This is a genomic window from Streptomyces sp. NPDC045846 (assembly GCF_056431605.1).
In genome coordinates, this window is the sequence record NZ_JBWKKJ010000002.1 from 276227 (window position 1) to 293307 (window position 17081).

Consider the following 17081-nt stretch of genomic DNA (forward strand, 5'->3'; position numbering starts at 1 on the left):
GGGCGCGACCCGGCGTCCGGTTCTGGGGACGGCTCTGCTTCTGGTGCGGGGTGCGATCCCGTGTCCGGTGCGAGGTATGACCCCGCGTCCGGTGCCGGGTACGACTCCGCGTCCAGTTCTGGGCACTACTCCGCGTCCGGTGCGGGGTGCGACTCCGCTTCCGGTGCTGGGTCCGGTGGTTCGTACGACGTGATCACCATGGGCCGGATCGGTGTCGACCTCTATCCCCTCCAGACCGGGGTCTCGCTCGCGAAGGTCACCTCCTTCGGGAAGTTCCTCGGCGGCTCGCCCTCCAACGTGGCGGTCGCCGCGGCCCGGCTCGGCCGCCGTACCGCCGTCGTCACCCGCACCGGGCGCGATCCCTTCGGGGACTATCTCCGTGCGGAGCTGGGGGAGTTCGGGGTGGACGCGCGCTGGGCCACCGCCGTGGACGGGCTGCCCACGCCGGTCACCTTCTGCGAGGTGTTTCCTCCGGACGACTTTCCGCTGTACTTCTACCGGCTGCCCAAGGCGCCCGATCTGGAGCTGCGGGAGGGGGAGTTGGACCTCGCGGCGATCCGGGGGGCGCGGATCTTCTGGATGACCGGGACGGGGTTGTGCGCGGAGCCGAGCCGGGCTGCGACGCTGGCCGCGCTGCGGGCGCGGAGTCTCCCGGGGGTAGGCCGTGCGCCGGGGGCTCTGACCCCGGACCCCCGCTCCTCGAACGCCGCAGGGGCTGAACCGGCTCGCTTCACCGTTTTCGATCTTGACTGGCGGCCCATGTTCTGGAGGGCTCCCGAGGAGGCTCGGGGTTATTACCGCGAGGCGCTCGGCCTTGCCACCGTCGCTGTCGGCAACATCGACGAGTGCGAGGTGGCCACCGGGGAGCGGGAGCCGCGGGCCGCTGCCGAGGCGCTGATCGGGAGCGGGGTCGAGCTCGCCGTCGTCAAGCAGGGGCCCAAGGGGGTGCTCGCCGTGCACCGGGACGGCACCGTCGCCGAGGTGCCGCCGGTGCCGGTCGACGTCGTCAACGGGCTCGGCGCGGGCGACGCGTTCGGCGGGGCGCTCTGTCACGGTCTGCTCGCCGGGTGGGAGCTCGAACGCGTCATGCGGTACGCCAACGCCGCCGGGGCCATCGTCGCCTCCCGGCTCGCCTGCTCCTCCGCCATGCCCTTCCCCGCCGAGGTCGAACGCGTCCTGGAAGGCGGCCGGGCGTGAGCACCGACACCGGGCCCGCCGGGCTCGCGCGGATCCGGGCCCGCCACCCCGAGGCCGTCGCCGAGGCCGCCGGGCGCCGGGTGCGCAGACCGCTGCTGCGCGGCGACGGCGGGCGGCTGATGGTGATCGCCGCCGACCATCCGGCCCGGGGCGCGCTCGGCGTCGGCGCCGACGCCCTCGCCATGGCCGACCGGGGCGAGCTGCTCGACCGGCTCCGCCTCGCCCTCTCGCGGCCCGGCGTCGACGGGGTGCTCGCCAGCGCCGACATCCTGGAGGACCTGCTGCTGCTCGGTGCCCTCGACGACAAGGTGGTCGTCGGCTCCATGAACCGCGGCGGCCTCGCCGGAGCCGCCTTCGAACTCGACGACCGGTTCACCGGCCACCGCGCCCAGGACCTGGCCCGGCTCGGCTTCGACGCGGGCAAACTGCTGCTCAGGATCGACTACCAGGACCCGGGCTCGCTCGACACCCTGCACGCCTCGGCCCGTGCCATCGACGAGATGGCCGAGCGACAACTCCCGGTGTTCGTCGAGCCGTTCATCTGTCGGCGCAGTCACGGCCGGGTCCGCAACGACCTGTCCGCCGAGGCCGTCATCCGCTCCATCGCCATCGCCTCGGGCCTGGCCGGCACCTCCGCGTACACCTGGCTCAAGGTGCCCGTGACCGAGAACGCCGACGACATGGCCGAGGTCATGGCCACCAGCACGCTGCCCGCCGTGTTGCTCGGCGGAGACATAGGGGACGACCAGGACGCCGCCTTCGAGAAGTGGCGCGGCGCGCTGCAACTGCCCACCGTGCAGGGCCTGGTCGCCGGGCGCTCGCTGCTCTATCCGGCCGACGGCGACGTGGCGGCGGCCGTCGACACCGCCGTCGGACTGCTGTAGGGGGTAGGACTCGGACATGGATCACCAAGGACTGCTCGTACGGGCCGGGGAGAGTGCCCGGAACGCGTACGCGCTCGACATCGACCCGGAGCGGGCCGGCTGGGACTACTCGGCCCTGCGGGTGCTCGACCTGCCGCCCGGCGGCTCGCACGCGCTGGCCGCCGGGGACAGCGAGTGGCTCGTCGTGCCGCTCGGCGGCGGCTGCACGGTCCGCACCGAGGGTATCGACCTCGAACTGCGCGGCCGCGCCGACGTGTTCGAGGGGCCCACCGACTTCGCCTACGTTCCGCGTGACGCGGACGCCCTGATCACCTCCGGCGCGGGAGGCCGCTTCGCCCTGGCAGGAGCGCGGTGCGAGCGACGACTCCCCGCTCGCCGCGGCCCCGCGCCGGAGGTACCCGTCGAGGCGCGGGGCTCGGGAACCTGTGCGCGCACGGTGCGCAACTTCGCCGCCGCCGACGCCTTCGCCTGCGAGCGGCTGATCGCCGTGGAGGTGATCACGCCCGGCGGGAACTGGTCCTCCTACCCGCCGCACAAGCACGACGAGCACCTCCCGGGCCGCGAGAGCGAGCTGGAGGAGATCTACTACTTCGCGTTCCAGCGCCCGGGCGGCTACGGCTACCAGCGGATCTCGCCGTCCCGCGACGGCGGCGCCGACCTCCTCGCCGAGGTGCGCGACGGCGACGTGGTCCTCGTGCCGGACGGCTGGCACGGGCCGTCCGTCGCCCAGCCCGGCAACGCCATGTACTACCTGAACGTGATGGCGGGCCCGGGCCGGGAACGGGAGTGGAAGATCTCCTTCCACCCCGACCATGTGGAGGGATACCAGTGACCGGTACGACGCGTCGACTCACCACCGCACAGGCGCTGATCGCGTTCCTGGCCCGCCAGTACACCGCCCGCGACGGAGTCAACCACCGCCTGATCGCGGCCACTTGGGGCATCTTCGGGCACGGCAACGTCGCCGGGATCGGGCAGGCGCTCCTCGAATCGGGGCCGGACGCCATGCCCTTCCACCAGGGCCGCAACGAGCAGGCCATGGTGCACGCCGCCGTCGGCTACGCCCGCCAGTCGGGCCGGCTCTCCGCGCACGCCGTCACCACCTCCATCGGGCCCGGCGCGACCAACCTGGTCACGGGCGCCGCGCTGGCCACCGTCAACCACCTCCCCGTGCTGCTGCTGCCCGGCGACGGCTTCGCCTCCCGCCCCGCCGACCCGGTGCTGCAACAGCTCGAAGTCCCGTACGCGGGCGATGTGTCGGTCAACGACTGCCTGCGCCCGGTCTCGCGCTACTTCGACCGGATCGCCCGGCCCGAGGCGCTGATCCCGGCCGCCCTGAACGCGATGGGCGTCCTCGCCGACCCGGCGAACACGGGCGCGGTCACCCTCGCGCTGCCCCAGGACGTTCAGGCCGAGGCGTACGACTGGCCCGAGGAGTTCTTCCGGGAGCGGGTGTGGCAGGTGCGGGCCCCGGCCGTCGAACCCGACGAACTGGATGGCGCGGCAAGGGAGTTGAGGCAGGCGCGGCGGCCGCTGATCGTCGTGGGCGGCGGGGTGCGGCACGCCGGCGCCCAGGACGTGCTCGCCCGGTTCGCCGAGGACACCGGCATCCCGGTCGCGAGCACCCAGGCGGGCAAGGGCGCGCTGGTGCACGACGACCCCCGCGACGTCGGGGGCATCGGCCACACCGGTACGGCCGCCGCCGACGCGCTGGCCCGCACCGCCGACGTGGTGCTCGGCGTCGGCACCCGCTGGACCGACTTCACCACCGCCTCCGCCACGCTCTTCGAGAACCCCGGCGTCCGCTTCGTCAACCTCAACGTCCGGCCCGCCGACGCGCACAAGATGGGCGGGCGCCAACTGGTCGGCGACGCCCGCACCGGCCTGGCCGCGCTGCACGAGGCGCTGAAGGGACATCGCGTACCGGCCGGATACGAGGACGAGTACACCCGGCTCAAGGCGGACTGGGAGCGCCGGGTCACCGCCGCGTACACCCCCGCGTCCGACGGGCTGCGCCCCACCCAGGCCCAAGTCCTGGGCGCGCTCGACACGTTGGTCACCGGGGACGACATCCTGATCAACGCGGCGGGCTCGCTCCCCGGCGACCTGCACAAGCTGTGGCGGACCCGCTCGCACGACCAGTACCACGTCGAATACGGCTACTCCTGCATGGGCTACGAGATCCCGGCCGCCATCGGTGTGGCCCTCGCGGCGCCGGGGCGGCCGGTCTGGGCGCTGGTCGGCGACGGTACGTATCTGATGAACCCGACCGAAATCGTCACCGCGGTGCAGGAGAACATCCCCATCAAGGTGGTGATCCTCCAGAACCATGGGTACGCCTCGATCGGCGGGCTCTCGGACGCGGTGGGGGGTGAGCGGTTCGGCACGGCGTACCGGTTCCGCGCACCGGACGGGACGTACGGCGGCGAGGCACTGCCGGTCGACCTGGCGGCCAACGCGGCCTCGCTCGGGATGCGTGTGCTGCGCGCCGAAACCGTGCGTGACCTGCGGGAAGCCCTCGCCGAAGCACGCCGGTCCGACGTTCCCACATGTGTCTACGTGGAGACCGAAACGCCCGACACAGTGTCGGGCCCGCCCCCGGCCCAGGCGTGGTGGGATGTGCCCGTGGCCGAGACCGCGACCCGCACGTCGGCGGTCACGGCCCGCGAGGAGTACGAACGGCACGTCACCGCCCGACGCCGTCATCTGTGAAGGAGCACTTGGACATGACGAAGACCGTCCACCACTGGATCGGTGGCAAGCCCTTCGAAGGCACCGCGGGCACGTCGGGCGGCTTCGGCCCGGTGACCGACCCGGCGACCGGGGCGGTGACCACCCGGGTCGCCTTCGCCTCGGTGGCGGATGTGGACCGGGCGGTGGCCGCTGCCAAGGCGGCGTACGCGACCTGGGGCACGTCCTCGCTCGCCCAGCGCACCACCGTGCTGTTCAAGTTCCGGGCGCTGCTCGACGCCAACCGGGACGCCATCGCCGAGCTGATCACCGCCGAGCACGGCAAGGTGCACTCGGACGCGCTCGGCGAGGTCGCCCGCGGCCTGGAGATCGTCGACCTGGCCTGCGGCATCACCACCCAGCTCAAGGGCGAGCTGTCCACGCAGGTCTCCAGCCGGGTGGACGTGGCCTCCATCCGCCAGCCGCTGGGCGTCGTCGCGGGCATCACGCCGTTCAACTTCCCGGCGATGGTGCCGATGTGGATGTTCCCGCTCGCCATCGCGTGCGGCAACACCTTCGTCCTCAAGCCGTCGGAGAAGGACCCGTCGGCGTCGATGAAGATCGCCGAACTGCTCGCGGAGGCCGGTCTGCCCGACGGCGTCTTCAACGTGGTGCACGGTGACAAGGTCGCCGTCGACGCGCTGCTCGCGCACCCCGACGTGGCCGCCGTCTCCTTCGTCGGCTCCACCCCCATCGCCCGGTACATCCACACCACGGCCTCCGCCAACGGCAAGCGGGTGCAGGCGCTCGGCGGCGCCAAGAACCACATGCTGGTCCTGCCGGACGCGGACCTGGACGCGGCGGCCGACGCCGCGGTCTCGGCGGCGTACGGCTCGGCGGGCGAGCGCTGCATGGCGATCTCCGCGGTCGTCGCGGTGGGCTCGATCGGCGACGAGCTGGTGGAGAAGATCCGCGAGCGCGCCGAGAAGATCAAGATCGGCCCCGGCAACGACCCGGCCTCCGAGATGGGCCCGCTGATCACCGCGGCCCACCGCGACAAGGTCGCCTCGTACGTGAAGGGCGCCGCCGCCCAGGGCTCCACCGTCGTCCTGGACGGCACCGGCCACACCGTGCCCGGCTTCGAGGACGGCCACTGGATCGGCCTGTCCCTCCTGGACCACGTGCCGACCTCCTCCGACGCCTACCGCGACGAGATCTTCGGCCCGGTCCTGTGCGTGCTGCGCGCCGAGACGTACGAGGAGGGCCTGGCGCTGATCAACGCCTCGCCCTTCGGCAACGGGACCGCGATCTTCACCCGGGACGGCGGCGCGGCCCGCCGCTTCCAGCTGGAGGTCGAGGCCGGCATGGTCGGCGTGAACGTGCCGATCCCGGTGCCGGTGGGCTACCACTCCTTCGGCGGCTGGAAGGACTCGCTCTTCGGCGACCACCACATCTACGGCAACGACGGCACGCACTTCTACACCCGCGGCAAGGTCGTCACCACCCGCTGGCCGGACCCCTCCGAGGCCCCCGAGGGCGTCGACCTGGGCTTCCCCCGCAACCACTGACCCGCCCCGCTCCACGACGGCCGCCGTCCGCCCCCGACCGAGGGAGCGGGCGGCGGCCGTCGTCCGTGGGCCGTGCGGCGGGCCCGGGGTGTCCATACCGCGAAAAGTTGCGGACGAACTTCGGCCCGGGCGCTGCGGTTCCCGCACCGGCCGATCGTGCTGCCTTGACACGTCCTTAACGCCGGAAACCGGTGTCCAGCCGTGTCGGATCTTCGGATTCCGCAGGTAACCAGCTATTGACCTGCGGTTCTCCGAAGGATTGCATGTCGGCAACCCGGGAGCCGACGAACCACTTCACCACCCCGCCCCTGGAGGCGATACCGCTCCCGCGCATCAGAACCGCACCAGTCGATCGGAACCGCACGATGACGGAAACGCTCAGCGCCCCCCAGGCGCTCGCCCCCGCGACCGGCCCCACCCCGCAGAAGCTCAAGCGTTCCATCGGCGTCGTGGGCGGCACCCTGCTCACGCTGTCCTGCGTGACCCCCGCCTCCACCCTGTTCGTCGTCGTGCCCGACCTGTTCGCCACGCTCGGCACCTACACCGCCCTCACCATCGCGATCGGCTCGCTGCTCTGTATCGGCGTCGCCTTCTGCTACTCGGAGCTGGGCACCCTCATCCCCAGCGCGGGCGGCGAGTACGCCATGGTGTCGACGATGGCGGGGCGCCTCGCGGGCTGGCTGGTGTTCGTGCTCTCGCTGCTCGTCGTGATGATCGTGCCGCCCGTGATCGCGATGGGCACCGCCGACTACCTCGCGCCGATCGTCCACATACCGGCCCCCGTCGCGGGCGCCGGAGTCATGATGCTCGCCACCCTGGCCGGCCTGCTCGACCTGCGCGCCAACGCCTGGATCACCGGCATCTTCCTGGTCCTGGAGGTCATCGCCGCCGGACTGGTCGCGGTGCTCGGCTTCGCCCACAGCGAGCGCGGCGCCTCGGCCCTGGTGCACGGTTCGGTCGCGGGCGACGGGGGCGCGCCCTCGACGGTGACCGCGATGATGGTGATCTCGGGCCTCGCCATCGCCCTCTTCATCACCCAGGGCTTCTCCACCGCCGTGTACCTCTCGGAGGAGCTGGAGCACCCGCGGCGCAACGTGGCCCGCACCGTGCTCGCCACCCTCGCCATCTCCACCGCCGTGATCCTGGTGCCCGTCGTGGCCATCACGTTCGGCGCACCCGACCTCGCGGCCCTCACCAGCGGCAACCTCAGCGAGATGGTGACCGCCTGGTCGAACTCCGCGGTCGGCACCTTCGTCAGTCTCTGCGTCGCGCTCGCCATCATCAACGCGGGCATCGTCATGGTCATCCAGAACTCCCGCGTCCTGTTCGCCTCCGCCCGCGACAAGGCCTGGCCCGAGCCCGTCAACCGGGGCCTGTCCCGGCTCGGCCGGTTCGGCTCCCCGTGGGTGGCCACCCTCCTCGTCGGCGTCCCCGGCGCGGCCCTGTGCTTCGTCAAGCTCGACACCCTCTACGGCGTCACCGGGGTCTCCGTCACCGGCATGTACCTCCTGGTCGCCGTCGCCGCCCTGCTGTGCCGGCGCGGCTCGCACAAGGACGTCCCGGCCTGGCGGATGCCGCTGTGGCCCGCGGTGCCGGTCCTCCTCATCGCCGTCCTCGCCTACATCCTGACCCAGCAGGAGACCGAGTACCTCCTGTGGACCGGCGGCATCACCGCGGTCGCCACCCTGTACTGGGCGCTGTACCTGCGGCCGCGCCGCGAGACCCGCTGGCTCGTGAGCATCCCCGAGGACGCCCAGGCCTGAGGCGTTGCCTAGGGTGGGCGCATGACTCTTGATCATGCGCAGTACTGCGACGAACTCGTCCGCCAGACCACCGAGTTGAGGTCCCACCTGAGCGGTGCGGACCTCTCGGCGAAGGTGCCGACCTGTCCCGACTGGACCCTGCGCGACCTCGTGGTGCACGTGGGCGGAGCACACCGCTGGGTCCACCACATCGTGAGCACCCGGTCCCTCGAACCCGTCTCGTCGGAGCAGGTGCCAGGGAAGGGCGGACCCGCGGGCGAGGACGCGGCCGCCCTGGACGCCTGGCTGGCCGAGGGCGCCGAACTCTGCGCCGCGGCGCTGCGGGACGCCGGGGCCGACACGCGGGTCTGGTCCTGGGTGGGGGAGACGACCACCGCGTTCTGGTCGCGCCGGATGACCCACGAGACCCTGGTGCACCGCGCGGACGCGGCCGGGACGGTGGGCGCCGCGTACACGCTGCCCGCCGACGTGGCGGCCGACTCACTCGACGAATGGCTCGACATAGTCACCCTCTTCATCCAGCGGGTCCGGCCCGACGACGAGGGCTCCCTCGGCGAGCCCGGCCAGTCCCTGCACCTGCACGCGACGGACGCGCCCGGCGCCGAGTGGCTGATCGAGATCGGCGAGCAGGGCTTCGCCTGGCGCCGCGCCCACGACAAGGCGACGGTCGCCGTGCGCGGCCCCCTCGCGGACGTCCTGCGCGTCTTCTACCGCCGCCTGCCCACCGACACCCCGGGCATCGAAGTCCTCGGCGACGCGGCCGTGCTTGACCGCTGGCTGAGCGCCGCGTCCTTCGGCTGACCCGACGCCCCGCGCGCCTCGCCCGCGACGGCGCGTACTCCCGCCGCGGTAGGGGACGGTGCCGCCGTACTCCCCGGGTACAGCAGGCACTTCCACCCAGGGGCAGCTTCGGTTGTCGGTGCGGGCGCATACCGTGGGGGGATGGAGATCAGCATGCGCAGACGCCGATGGCGGGTGGCCGCGGGGGCGGCCGCCCTCGTCGCCCTGGCCGGGGCCGGCGTCTGGAGCGCCGCAGGCGCCTCGGGCGCCCCCGCCGTGCACCGGCAGGACCAGGTGCTCGACGTGCCCGGAGCGAAGATCGACACCTCGTTCTTCACGGCGGGCGGCGCCCAGGACAAGCGGCCCGCCGTGCTGATCGGGCACGGCTTCGGCGGCAGCAAGGACGAGGTGAAGGGCCAGGCCGAACAGCTCGCGCGCGACGGGTACGCCGTCATGACCTGGTCCGCGCGCGGCTTCGGCGCCTCCACCGGCCAGATCGGGCTCAACGACCCGCAGTTCGAGGTCAAGGACGTCTCGCGGCTCATCGACTGGCTCGCCAAGCGCCCCGAGGTGCGGCTCGACGGGCCGGGCGACCCGCGCGTCGGCGTGACCGGGGTGTCCTACGGCGGCGCGATCTCGCTGCTCGCCGCCGGGTACGACAAGAGGGTCGACGCCATCGCCCCGGAGATGACGTACTGGAACCTGGCGGACGTCTTCTTCCCGCAGGGGGTCTACAAGAAGCTCTGGGCCGGGATCTTCGTCTCCACGGCGGGCGGCTGCCAGAAGTTCGAGCCGCGGCTGTGCGCGATGTACAACCGGGTCGCGACCGCCGGGAAGCCGGACGAGGAGGCACGGAAGCTCCTGGAGTCCAAGAGCCCCTCCGCGGTGGGCGACCGGATCAAGGTGCCCGCGCTGATCATGCAGGGCCAGACCGACTCGCTGTTCCCGCTCGACCAGGCCGACGCCATGGCGAAGCGGATCTCCGCCAACGGGGCCCCGGTCTCCGTCGACTGGGTCGCGGGCGGCCACGACGGCGGCGACCGCGAGACGAGCCGCACCCAGGCCCGCGTCACCCAGTGGTTCGACCGGTACCTGAAGGGCGACAAGGGCGCCGACACCGGACCCGCCTTCCGCGTCACCCGCACCGGAGGCCTCAACACCACCGACGGCGCCGCCCAGTTGAGGGGAGCGAGCAGCGGCAGCTACCCCGGCCTGGAGAGCGGGCGGCAGACGATCGGGCTCACCGGCCGCGAGCAGAGCTTCGACAACCCGCCGGGCGGCGCCCCGCCCGCGATCTCGGCGGTGCCCGGCCTCGGCGGCGCGGGCCTGTCGGGCCTGTCCTCGCTCGGCGTCGGCCTCTCCCTCGACTTCCCCGGCCAGTACGCGCGGTTCGACTCGGCCCCGCTGGGCACCGGCGTCCACGTCACCGGCTCACCCACCGTCAAGCTCAAGGTCAGGTCGAGCGGCGACGACGCGGTGCTCTTCGGGAAGGTCTACGACGTCGGCCCCGACGGCAAGCAGCAGGTGCTGCCCGCCCAGCTCGTCGCCCCGGTCCGGGTCGACGGCGCGAAGGACGGCAGGACCGTCGAGCTGACGCTGCCCGCCGTCGACCACAACGTCGAGGCGGGGCACCGGCTGCGCCTGGTGGTGGCCGCCACCGACCTCGGCTTCGCCTCCCCGGCCGCGCCCGCCACGTACACCGTCTCGCTGGCGGGCGGCGGGCTGAGCGTGCCCACCGTGCCCGCCGCGCGCACCGCGTCGGCGGGGCTGGCCTGGTGGGTGTGGGGCCTTCCGCTGGCCGGCGCGCTCATCGGCGGCGCGCTGCTCGTCACCCGCCGCACCCACACCCCGGACCCGGACCCGGAGCTGGCCGAAGTGCCGCTCCAGATCACCGACTTGACGAAGAGATACGCCAGGTCCAGCGAGCGATACGCGGTCCGCGAGCTCTCCTTCCGGGTGGAGAAGGGCCAGGTGCTCGGCCTGCTCGGGCCCAACGGCGCGGGCAAGACCACCACCCTGCGCATGCTCATGGGCCTCATCCGGCCCGACGGCGGCGAGATCCGCGTGTTCGGCCACGCCATCAGGCCGGGCTCGCCCGTCCTGTCACGGGTCGGCGCGTTCGTCGAGGGCGCGGGGTTCCTGCCGCACCTGTCGGGCCGCGAGAACCTGGAGCTGTACTGGGCGGCGACCGGCCGCCCCGCCGGGGACTCCCGCATCGAGGAGGCCCTGGAGATCGCGGGCCTGGGCGACGCGCTGCACCGCGCGGTGCGCACCTACTCGCAGGGCATGCGCCAGCGGCTCGCCATCGCCCAGGCCATGCTCGGCATGCCGGACCTGCTGATCCTCGACGAGCCGACCAACGGGCTCGACCCGCCCCAGATCCGCGAGATGCGGGACGTGATGATCCGGTACGCGGAGGGCGGCCGCACCGTGATCGTCTCCAGCCACCTCCTGTCGGAGGTCGAGCAGTCCTGCACGCACCTGGTGGTGATGGACCGGGGCCGGCTCGTCCAGGCGGGCCCCGTCGCCGAGATCACCGGGGCGAGCGACACCCTGCTCGTCACGACCGCCGAACCGGTCGCCGACGCCGTCGTCGACAAGGTGTCCGCGCTGCCCGGCATCGGCTCGGCGCTGCGCACCGACGAAGGTCTCCTGATCCGTCTCGAAGGGGCGGGCACCACCGCGCTCCTGACCGAACTGCTGCGCCTGGACGTGCAGGTGACGGGCGTCGGCCCGCACCGCCGCCTGGAGGACGCGTTCCTCACCCTCATCGGAGGTTCCGCATGACCACGCTGATGGAGCCGTCGGCGGGCGGGACGGCGCCGGGCTACCGGGCCCGGCGCACGCTGCCGCTGCGCGTCGAGGCCGTACGGCAGCTGAAGCGCCGGCGCACCCTGGTCATGGGGGCGGTGCTCGGCGCGCTGCCGTTCGTGCTGATCGTCGCCTTCGCCATCGGCGGTAGCCCGAGCAGTCGCAACGGCCGCATCACCCTGATGGACACGGCGACGGCCTCCGGCGCCAACTTCGCCGCGACCTGCCTGTTCGTGTCGGCGGGCTTCCTGCTCGTGGTGCCCGTCGCGCTGTTCTGCGGGGACACCGTGGCCTCCGAGGCGAGCTGGTCCTCGCTGCGCTATCTGCTCGCGGCGCCGGTGCCCCGGGCGCGGCTGCTGTGGTCCAAGCTGGCCGTGGCGCTGGCCTTCAGCGCGGCGGCGATCGTGCTGCTGCCCGTGGTGGCCCTCGCGGCGGGCACGGCGGTGTACGGCTGGGGGCCGCTCCAGATCCCGACCGGCGGCTCGCTCGGCGCGGGCGAGGCCATACCCCGGCTGGCCGTCGCGGTGGCCTTCGTCTTCGTGTCCCAACTGGTCACCGCGGCGCTCGCGTTCTGGCTCTCCACACGGACGGACGCGCCGCTCGGCGCGGTCGGCGGCGCCGTGGGCCTGACCATCGTGGGCAACGTCCTGGACGCGGTGACGGCGCTCGGCGGCTGGCGGGACTTCCTGCCCGCGCACTGGCAGTTCGCCTGGGCCGACGCGCTCCAGCCGCACCTGGAGTGGAGCGGCATGGTGAAGGGCGCGGCGGTCTCGGTCGCCTACGCGCTGGTGCTGTTCGCGCTGGCCTTCCGCGGGTTCGCCCGCAAGGACATCGTGTCGTAGCGCCCCGATCAGGGGCATACGGGAAGTGGCCGCCTTCGGCCCCCGGACACGGGAGGTTCGAAGGCGGCCACCGCCATGCGGGGCGAGGCCCTGATCAGGCCGCGAGGAGCTTCTCGTACCCGACCAGGCGCACACAGGCCGTCAGGCCGAGGATCGCCTGCTCCAGCTCGGCAGGGCTCGGGTAGCTGGGCGCGATCCGGATGGTGGCGTCCTTGGGGTCGTTGCCGTACGGGTGCGTCGCACCGGCAGGGGTCAGCACGACGCCCGCCTGGCCGGCCCGCGCCACGACCTCCTTCGCGCAGCCCTCCGGCACTTCGAGGGTGATGAAGTAGCCGCCCTTGGGGGCCGTCCAGCTCGCGAGGCCGGTGCCGCCGAGCTCGCTCTCCAGGATCCGCTGGACGGTCTCGAACTTCGGCTGGAGCAGGGCGCGCTGGCGCTCCATGTGGGCCGCGACGCCCTCCGCGTCCCGCAGGAACAGCACGTGGCGCAGCTGGTTGACCTTGTCGGGGCCGATCGAGCGCTTGGAGTTGTTGGCGAGCAGCCACTGCACGTTGGCGGGCGACGAGCCGAAGAAGGCGACGCCCGCACCCGCGGCCGTGATCTTGGAGGTGGAGCCGAAGACGAAGGCGCGGTCCGCGTGACCGGCCGCCGCGCAGGCGCCGAGCAGGTCGGCGATCTCGACGGGCTCGTCGGTCAGGTGGTGGGCCGCGTACGCGTTGTCCCAGAAGATCCGGAAGTCGGGGGCCGCGGTCTCCATCCGGGCGAGGCGCGCCACCGTCTCGTCGCTGTAGCTGACGCCGCTCGGGTTGCTGTACTTCGGCACGCACCAGATGCCCTTGATGCCCGCGTCCTCGGCGACCAGGCGCTCCACCACGTCCATGTCCGGACCGGCGTCGGTCATCGGCACCGGGATCATCTCGATGCCGAACCGCTCGCACAGCGAGAAGTGCCGGTCGTAGCCGGGCACCGGGCACAGGAACGCGAGGCGCTCCTGGTCGACCCAGTGGGACTCGGCGCCCGGGACGACGCTCAGCATCGCGTGCACCAGGCAGTCGTGCATGAGCTCCAGGCTGGAGTTGCCCGCGGCGAGCAGCTGCCCGGCGGGGACCTGGAGCACCTCGGCGAAGATCTCACGGAGTTCGAGCAGGCCCTGGAGGCCGCCGTAGTTGCGGACGTCCGTGCCGTCGGCGGAGGTGTAGCGGCCGCCGGGCAGGCTGAGCAGGTCCTCGGAGAGGTCGAGCTGCTCGGGTGCGGGCTTGCCCCGGGTGAGGTCGAGCTTGAGGCCGCGAGCCGCCAGCGCCGCGTAGTCCTGCCGGGCCTGGTCGAGCAGCCCGGCCAGGGCGTCGGAGCTCAACTCGGTGGTCATGGTGTTTCCTCTCGCGGGGCCGCGCGTGTCTGGAACGGCATGGGTGGGTGCGCCCTGTCGAGCTTACAAAGACGCCCCTGAGGACCGGACGACCGGCTTCCCCGCCCGGGAGGAGGGCGCGTGGTCCGGCGGTACCGGAGGGGGCGCGCCTAACTGGGGAGTACTCCCCAGTTAGTATGCGGAGGTCGGCAGGGGAGCGGTTCCTCCGCTGCCGTTCCGACGCGCGCGCCGCCCCGACGGCGCGCTCAAGCGAGGGGGTCTGCGGTGGCAGGGCGTGGAGAGCGGGTCGCCGACTGGGCGGACGGGCGGGTGGGCCTCTACCGGCTCGCCAAGAGCAACATGCGGAAGATCTTTCCGGACCACTGGTCGTTCATGCTGGGCGAGATCTGCCTGTACAGCTTCGTGATCATCATCCTGACCGGCGTCTATCTGACGCTGTTCTTCAAACCGAGCATGGCCGAGATCGTCTACGACGGCTCGTACGTCCCGCTCAACGGCCAGAAGGTCTCCGAGGCCTTCGACTCCACGATGCACATCAGCTTCGAGGTGCGCGGCGGACTGCTGATCCGGCAGATCCACCACTGGGCCGCGCTGATCTTCCTCGCGGCGATGTTCGTGCACATGATGCGGGTGTTCTTCACCGGCGCCTTCCGCAAGCCCCGCGAGGTCAATTGGCTGTTCGGCTTCTGCCTGCTGTTCCTCGGCATGCTGGACGGCTTCTTCGGCTACTCGCTCCCCGACGACCTGCTCTCGGGCACCGGCATCCGCTTCCTGGAAGGCGTCCTCCTGTCCGTGCCCGTGGTCGGGGCGTACCTCCAGATGTTCCTGTTCGGCGGCGAGTTCCCGGGCACGGACATCATCCCGCGCTTCTACAGCCTCCATGTGCTGCTCATCCCGGGCGTCATGCTGGGCCTGCTCGTGGCCCATCTGATCCTGGTGTTCTTCCACAAGCACACCCAGTTCGCGGGCCCGGGGCGTACGAACGAGAACGTCGTCGGCATGCCGCTCCTGCCGGTCTACCTGGCGAAGGCGGGCGGGTTCTTCTTCCTGGTCTTCGGGGTCACGGCGGTCCTCGCCGCGGTCGCCTCGATCAACCCGATCTGGGCCTTCGGCCCGTACCGGCCCGACCACGTCTCCACCGGCGCCCAGCCCGACTGGTACATGGGCTTCGCCGAGGGCCTGGTCCGGGTGATGCCCGGCTGGGAGATCAACGTCTGGGGCCACACCCTGGTCCTCGGCGTGCTCATCCCGATCCTGCTCTTCCCCACCATCCTCGGGCTGATCGCGCTCTACCCGTTCGTCGAGGGGTGGATCACCAGGGACCGGCGCGAACACCACCTCCTGGACCGGCCGCGCAACGCCCCCATACGCACCGCCCTCGGCACCGCCTGGATCAGCCTGTACCTGACCAGCCTGGCGGGCGGCGGCAACGACCTGATCGCCACCCACTTCCACCTCTCGCTCAACGCGATCACCTGGGCGGTGCGGATCGGCCTCTTCGTGGTGCCGGTGCTCGTCTTCGAGATCACCCGGCGCTGGTGCCTGGGCCTCCAGCGGCGCGACCGCGACCTGGTGCTGCACGGCAGGGAGACCGGCCGCATCAAGAAGCTGCCGCACGGGGAGTACGTCGAGGTGCACGAGCCGCTGCCCGCGGAGCGGCTGCACACCCTCACCGCGCACGAGCAGCCCCTGCCGACCGCCGAGGGCACCTCGCTGCGGGCCCGGCTCTCTCGCGCTTACTTCGGCGAGGGCGGGCAGGTCCGCAAGGCGACGGCCGAGGAGCGCGAGAGCCTCGCCGCCGGGCACGGAAGCGCCGGGCATTGAACGGGGTACGCAGGCAGCCGCGCACCCGCGCGGGCCAACTCGCGGCCGCCAGGCGCCTGTTGATCACCACGTACGCGGTCGACGGCGCCGCGCTCACCGACCGGACCTGGGTGATCCAGGACGGCCCCGCGCTCGGCCTCCTGCTGCCGACCGCCTCGCCGCTCGCGGCCCGGTTGCGCGCGGGGTCCCGGATCGAGATCGCGGACGGTTCGGGGGCCGCCCCGCTGACGGCGAGGGCGGCGTTCCTCGACGCGGAGGGCAGCGTGCGCTACCGGACCGCCCTCATCGACAAGTACGGCATGGCCGCGGTGCTCCGGCTGGCCCGCAGCCGCCTGCGGCACGGTCTCGCGGGCACGGTGGGCGTACGCCTGGTGACCGGCGCCGGCGACCGGGGCCTGTTCGGCCCGGCCTGGCAGCCGAGTTGGACGTACTGCGTGAACTAGGGGGGCGGGCCGAGCCGGGCGCGGAGGCGTTCTGGCTGGTCGCACCGCCTTTTCCGGGCAGGGAGGGGGTCTTGTCCGCTGTTGTAGGGTCTGGGCCCATGGTCCCGCCGGAGAGCAAGAAGAACCCCCCGCAGCTGCGGCGCGACGCCCTGCGCAACCGGGACCTGCTCGTCGCCGCGGCGCGGGAGCTCTTCGCCGAGCAGGGACTCAACGTCCCGCTCGACGAGATCGCCAAGCGTGCCGGGGTGGGCAACGCCACGCTCTACCGGCGCTTCCCCGCCCGGGGTGACCTGGTCGAGGCGGTCTTCCACGACGACCTGACCGCGGTGATGGCGTCCGGCGAGCGGGCGCGCCCGGCCGAGGACGCGTGGGGCGCGCTCACCACGTACCTGGAGGGCGTCTGCGCGCTGCTCGCCCGGGACCGGGGCGTCGGCGACCTGATGACCACGGCCATCGAGGGCGTCCCCACCCTGGACGCGATCCACGTCCACAACCACACGACGCTGAGCCACCTGATGCGGCGGGCCGCCGCCGACGGGGAACTGCGCACCGACGTCGTCCCGGAGGACCTCCTCTTCGCCCTCAGCGCGCTCGGCACCTCACTGCCCGCGGTCGAACGGGTCCGCCCCGGCTCCTGGCGCCGCCACCTGGCCCTCCTCCTTGACGGCTTCCGCGCCCCCGCCCAACGCCCGCTGCCCGAGCGGCCCCTGACGGCCGAGGAGACGGACCGGGTCTACCGCGAAATGGGCGGCGAAGCCCCCTGCCCCTGACCAGCCGCTCGCTAGCTCCGACCAGCAAAAAGGCCCTCCCGAAGGAGGGCCGGACCAGCATGGCGCGGATGCGCCCCCGGCAGGACTCGAACCTGCGGCCAAGCGCTTAGAAGGCGCCTGCTCTATCCACTGAGCTACGGGGGCCGGATGGGGCCTCGGTGGC

General features: G+C 72.5%; 13 protein-coding genes and 1 tRNA gene. 12 read left to right on the plus strand and 2 right to left on the minus strand.

Annotation, left to right across the window (positions count from 1 at the left end):
• Positions 1-198: 198 nt before the first annotated feature.
• The 9 genes from AC07F3_RS06270 to AC07F3_RS06310 all read left to right on the plus strand — a co-directional run bounded on the left by AC07F3_RS06270 (position 199) and on the right by AC07F3_RS06310 (position 12515).
• Positions 199-1197: a 5-dehydro-2-deoxygluconokinase gene (locus tag AC07F3_RS06270; RefSeq protein ID WP_479111892.1), complete on the plus strand. Its 999-nt coding sequence runs from the start codon at positions 199-201 to the stop codon at positions 1195-1197.
• On the plus strand, positions 1194-2081 hold the full coding sequence (locus tag AC07F3_RS06275; protein WP_479111006.1) for a Cgl0159 family (beta/alpha)8-fold protein: 888 nt from the start codon (positions 1194-1196) through the stop codon (positions 2079-2081). The genes AC07F3_RS06270 and AC07F3_RS06275 overlap by 4 nt, the downstream gene beginning before the upstream one ends.
• A gap of 16 nt (positions 2082-2097) precedes the next feature.
• Entirely contained in the window at positions 2098-2913 is an 816-nt protein-coding gene (gene iolB / locus AC07F3_RS06280; protein ID WP_479111008.1) for a 5-deoxy-glucuronate isomerase, read from the plus strand.
• Positions 2910-4793 carry a 3D-(3,5/4)-trihydroxycyclohexane-1,2-dione acylhydrolase (decyclizing) gene (gene iolD / locus AC07F3_RS06285; RefSeq protein ID WP_479111010.1) on the plus strand — a complete coding sequence of 628 codons (1884 nt, stop codon included), beginning with the start codon at positions 2910-2912 and terminating at the stop codon, positions 4791-4793. The genes iolB and iolD overlap by 4 nt, the downstream gene beginning before the upstream one ends.
• A gap of 14 nt (positions 4794-4807) precedes the next feature.
• Complete coding sequence (locus tag AC07F3_RS06290) at positions 4808-6319, plus strand: CoA-acylating methylmalonate-semialdehyde dehydrogenase (protein ID WP_479111012.1); 1512 nt, start codon at positions 4808-4810, stop codon at positions 6317-6319.
• A gap of 365 nt (positions 6320-6684) precedes the next feature.
• Complete coding sequence (locus AC07F3_RS06295) at positions 6685-8082, plus strand: APC family permease (protein ID WP_479111014.1); 1398 nt, start codon at positions 6685-6687, stop codon at positions 8080-8082.
• A gap of 21 nt (positions 8083-8103) precedes the next feature.
• Entirely contained in the window at positions 8104-8883 is a 780-nt protein-coding gene (locus AC07F3_RS06300) for a maleylpyruvate isomerase family mycothiol-dependent enzyme (RefSeq protein WP_479111016.1), read from the plus strand.
• Positions 8884-9036: 153 nt separating this feature from the next.
• A complete protein-coding gene (locus tag AC07F3_RS06305; RefSeq protein WP_479111018.1) occupies positions 9037-11649 on the plus strand; it encodes an alpha/beta fold hydrolase in 2613 nt (870 codons plus the stop codon).
• Positions 11646-12515 (plus strand): ABC transporter permease, encoded by an 870-nt coding sequence (locus AC07F3_RS06310; protein WP_479111020.1) that lies wholly within the window; start codon positions 11646-11648, stop codon positions 12513-12515. The genes AC07F3_RS06305 and AC07F3_RS06310 overlap by 4 nt, the downstream gene beginning before the upstream one ends.
• A gap of 94 nt (positions 12516-12609) precedes the next feature.
• On the opposite strand, the gene AC07F3_RS06315 is transcribed toward AC07F3_RS06310, so the two are convergent.
• Positions 12610-13881, minus strand: a complete 1272-nt coding sequence (locus AC07F3_RS06315; RefSeq protein WP_479111022.1) for an aspartate aminotransferase type Ic — start codon at positions 13879-13881, stop codon at positions 12610-12612.
• A gap of 264 nt (positions 13882-14145) precedes the next feature.
• On the opposite strand from AC07F3_RS06315, the gene qcrB reads away from it, so the two are divergent.
• From qcrB to AC07F3_RS06330, 3 genes are all read left to right on the plus strand, one after another.
• Positions 14146-15705: a cytochrome bc1 complex cytochrome b subunit gene (gene qcrB, locus AC07F3_RS06320; protein ID WP_479111024.1), complete on the plus strand. Its 1560-nt coding sequence runs from the start codon at positions 14146-14148 to the stop codon at positions 15703-15705.
• The gene (locus tag AC07F3_RS06325) at positions 15702-16148 is read left to right on the plus strand and encodes a PNPOx family protein (RefSeq protein ID WP_479111026.1); all 447 of its coding nucleotides are present in this window, start codon (positions 15702-15704) and stop codon (positions 16146-16148) included. Before qcrB ends, AC07F3_RS06325 begins: the two co-directional genes overlap by 4 nt.
• Before the next feature lie 98 nt (positions 16149-16246).
• On the plus strand, positions 16247-16918 hold the full coding sequence (locus AC07F3_RS06330) for a TetR/AcrR family transcriptional regulator (RefSeq protein ID WP_479111028.1): 672 nt from the start codon (positions 16247-16249) through the stop codon (positions 16916-16918).
• Positions 16919-16989: 71 nt separating this feature from the next.
• Here the strand turns inward: AC07F3_RS06330 and AC07F3_RS06335 are convergent.
• Positions 16990-17062 (minus strand) — tRNA-Arg (locus AC07F3_RS06335).
• Positions 17063-17081: the final 19 nt, after the last annotated feature.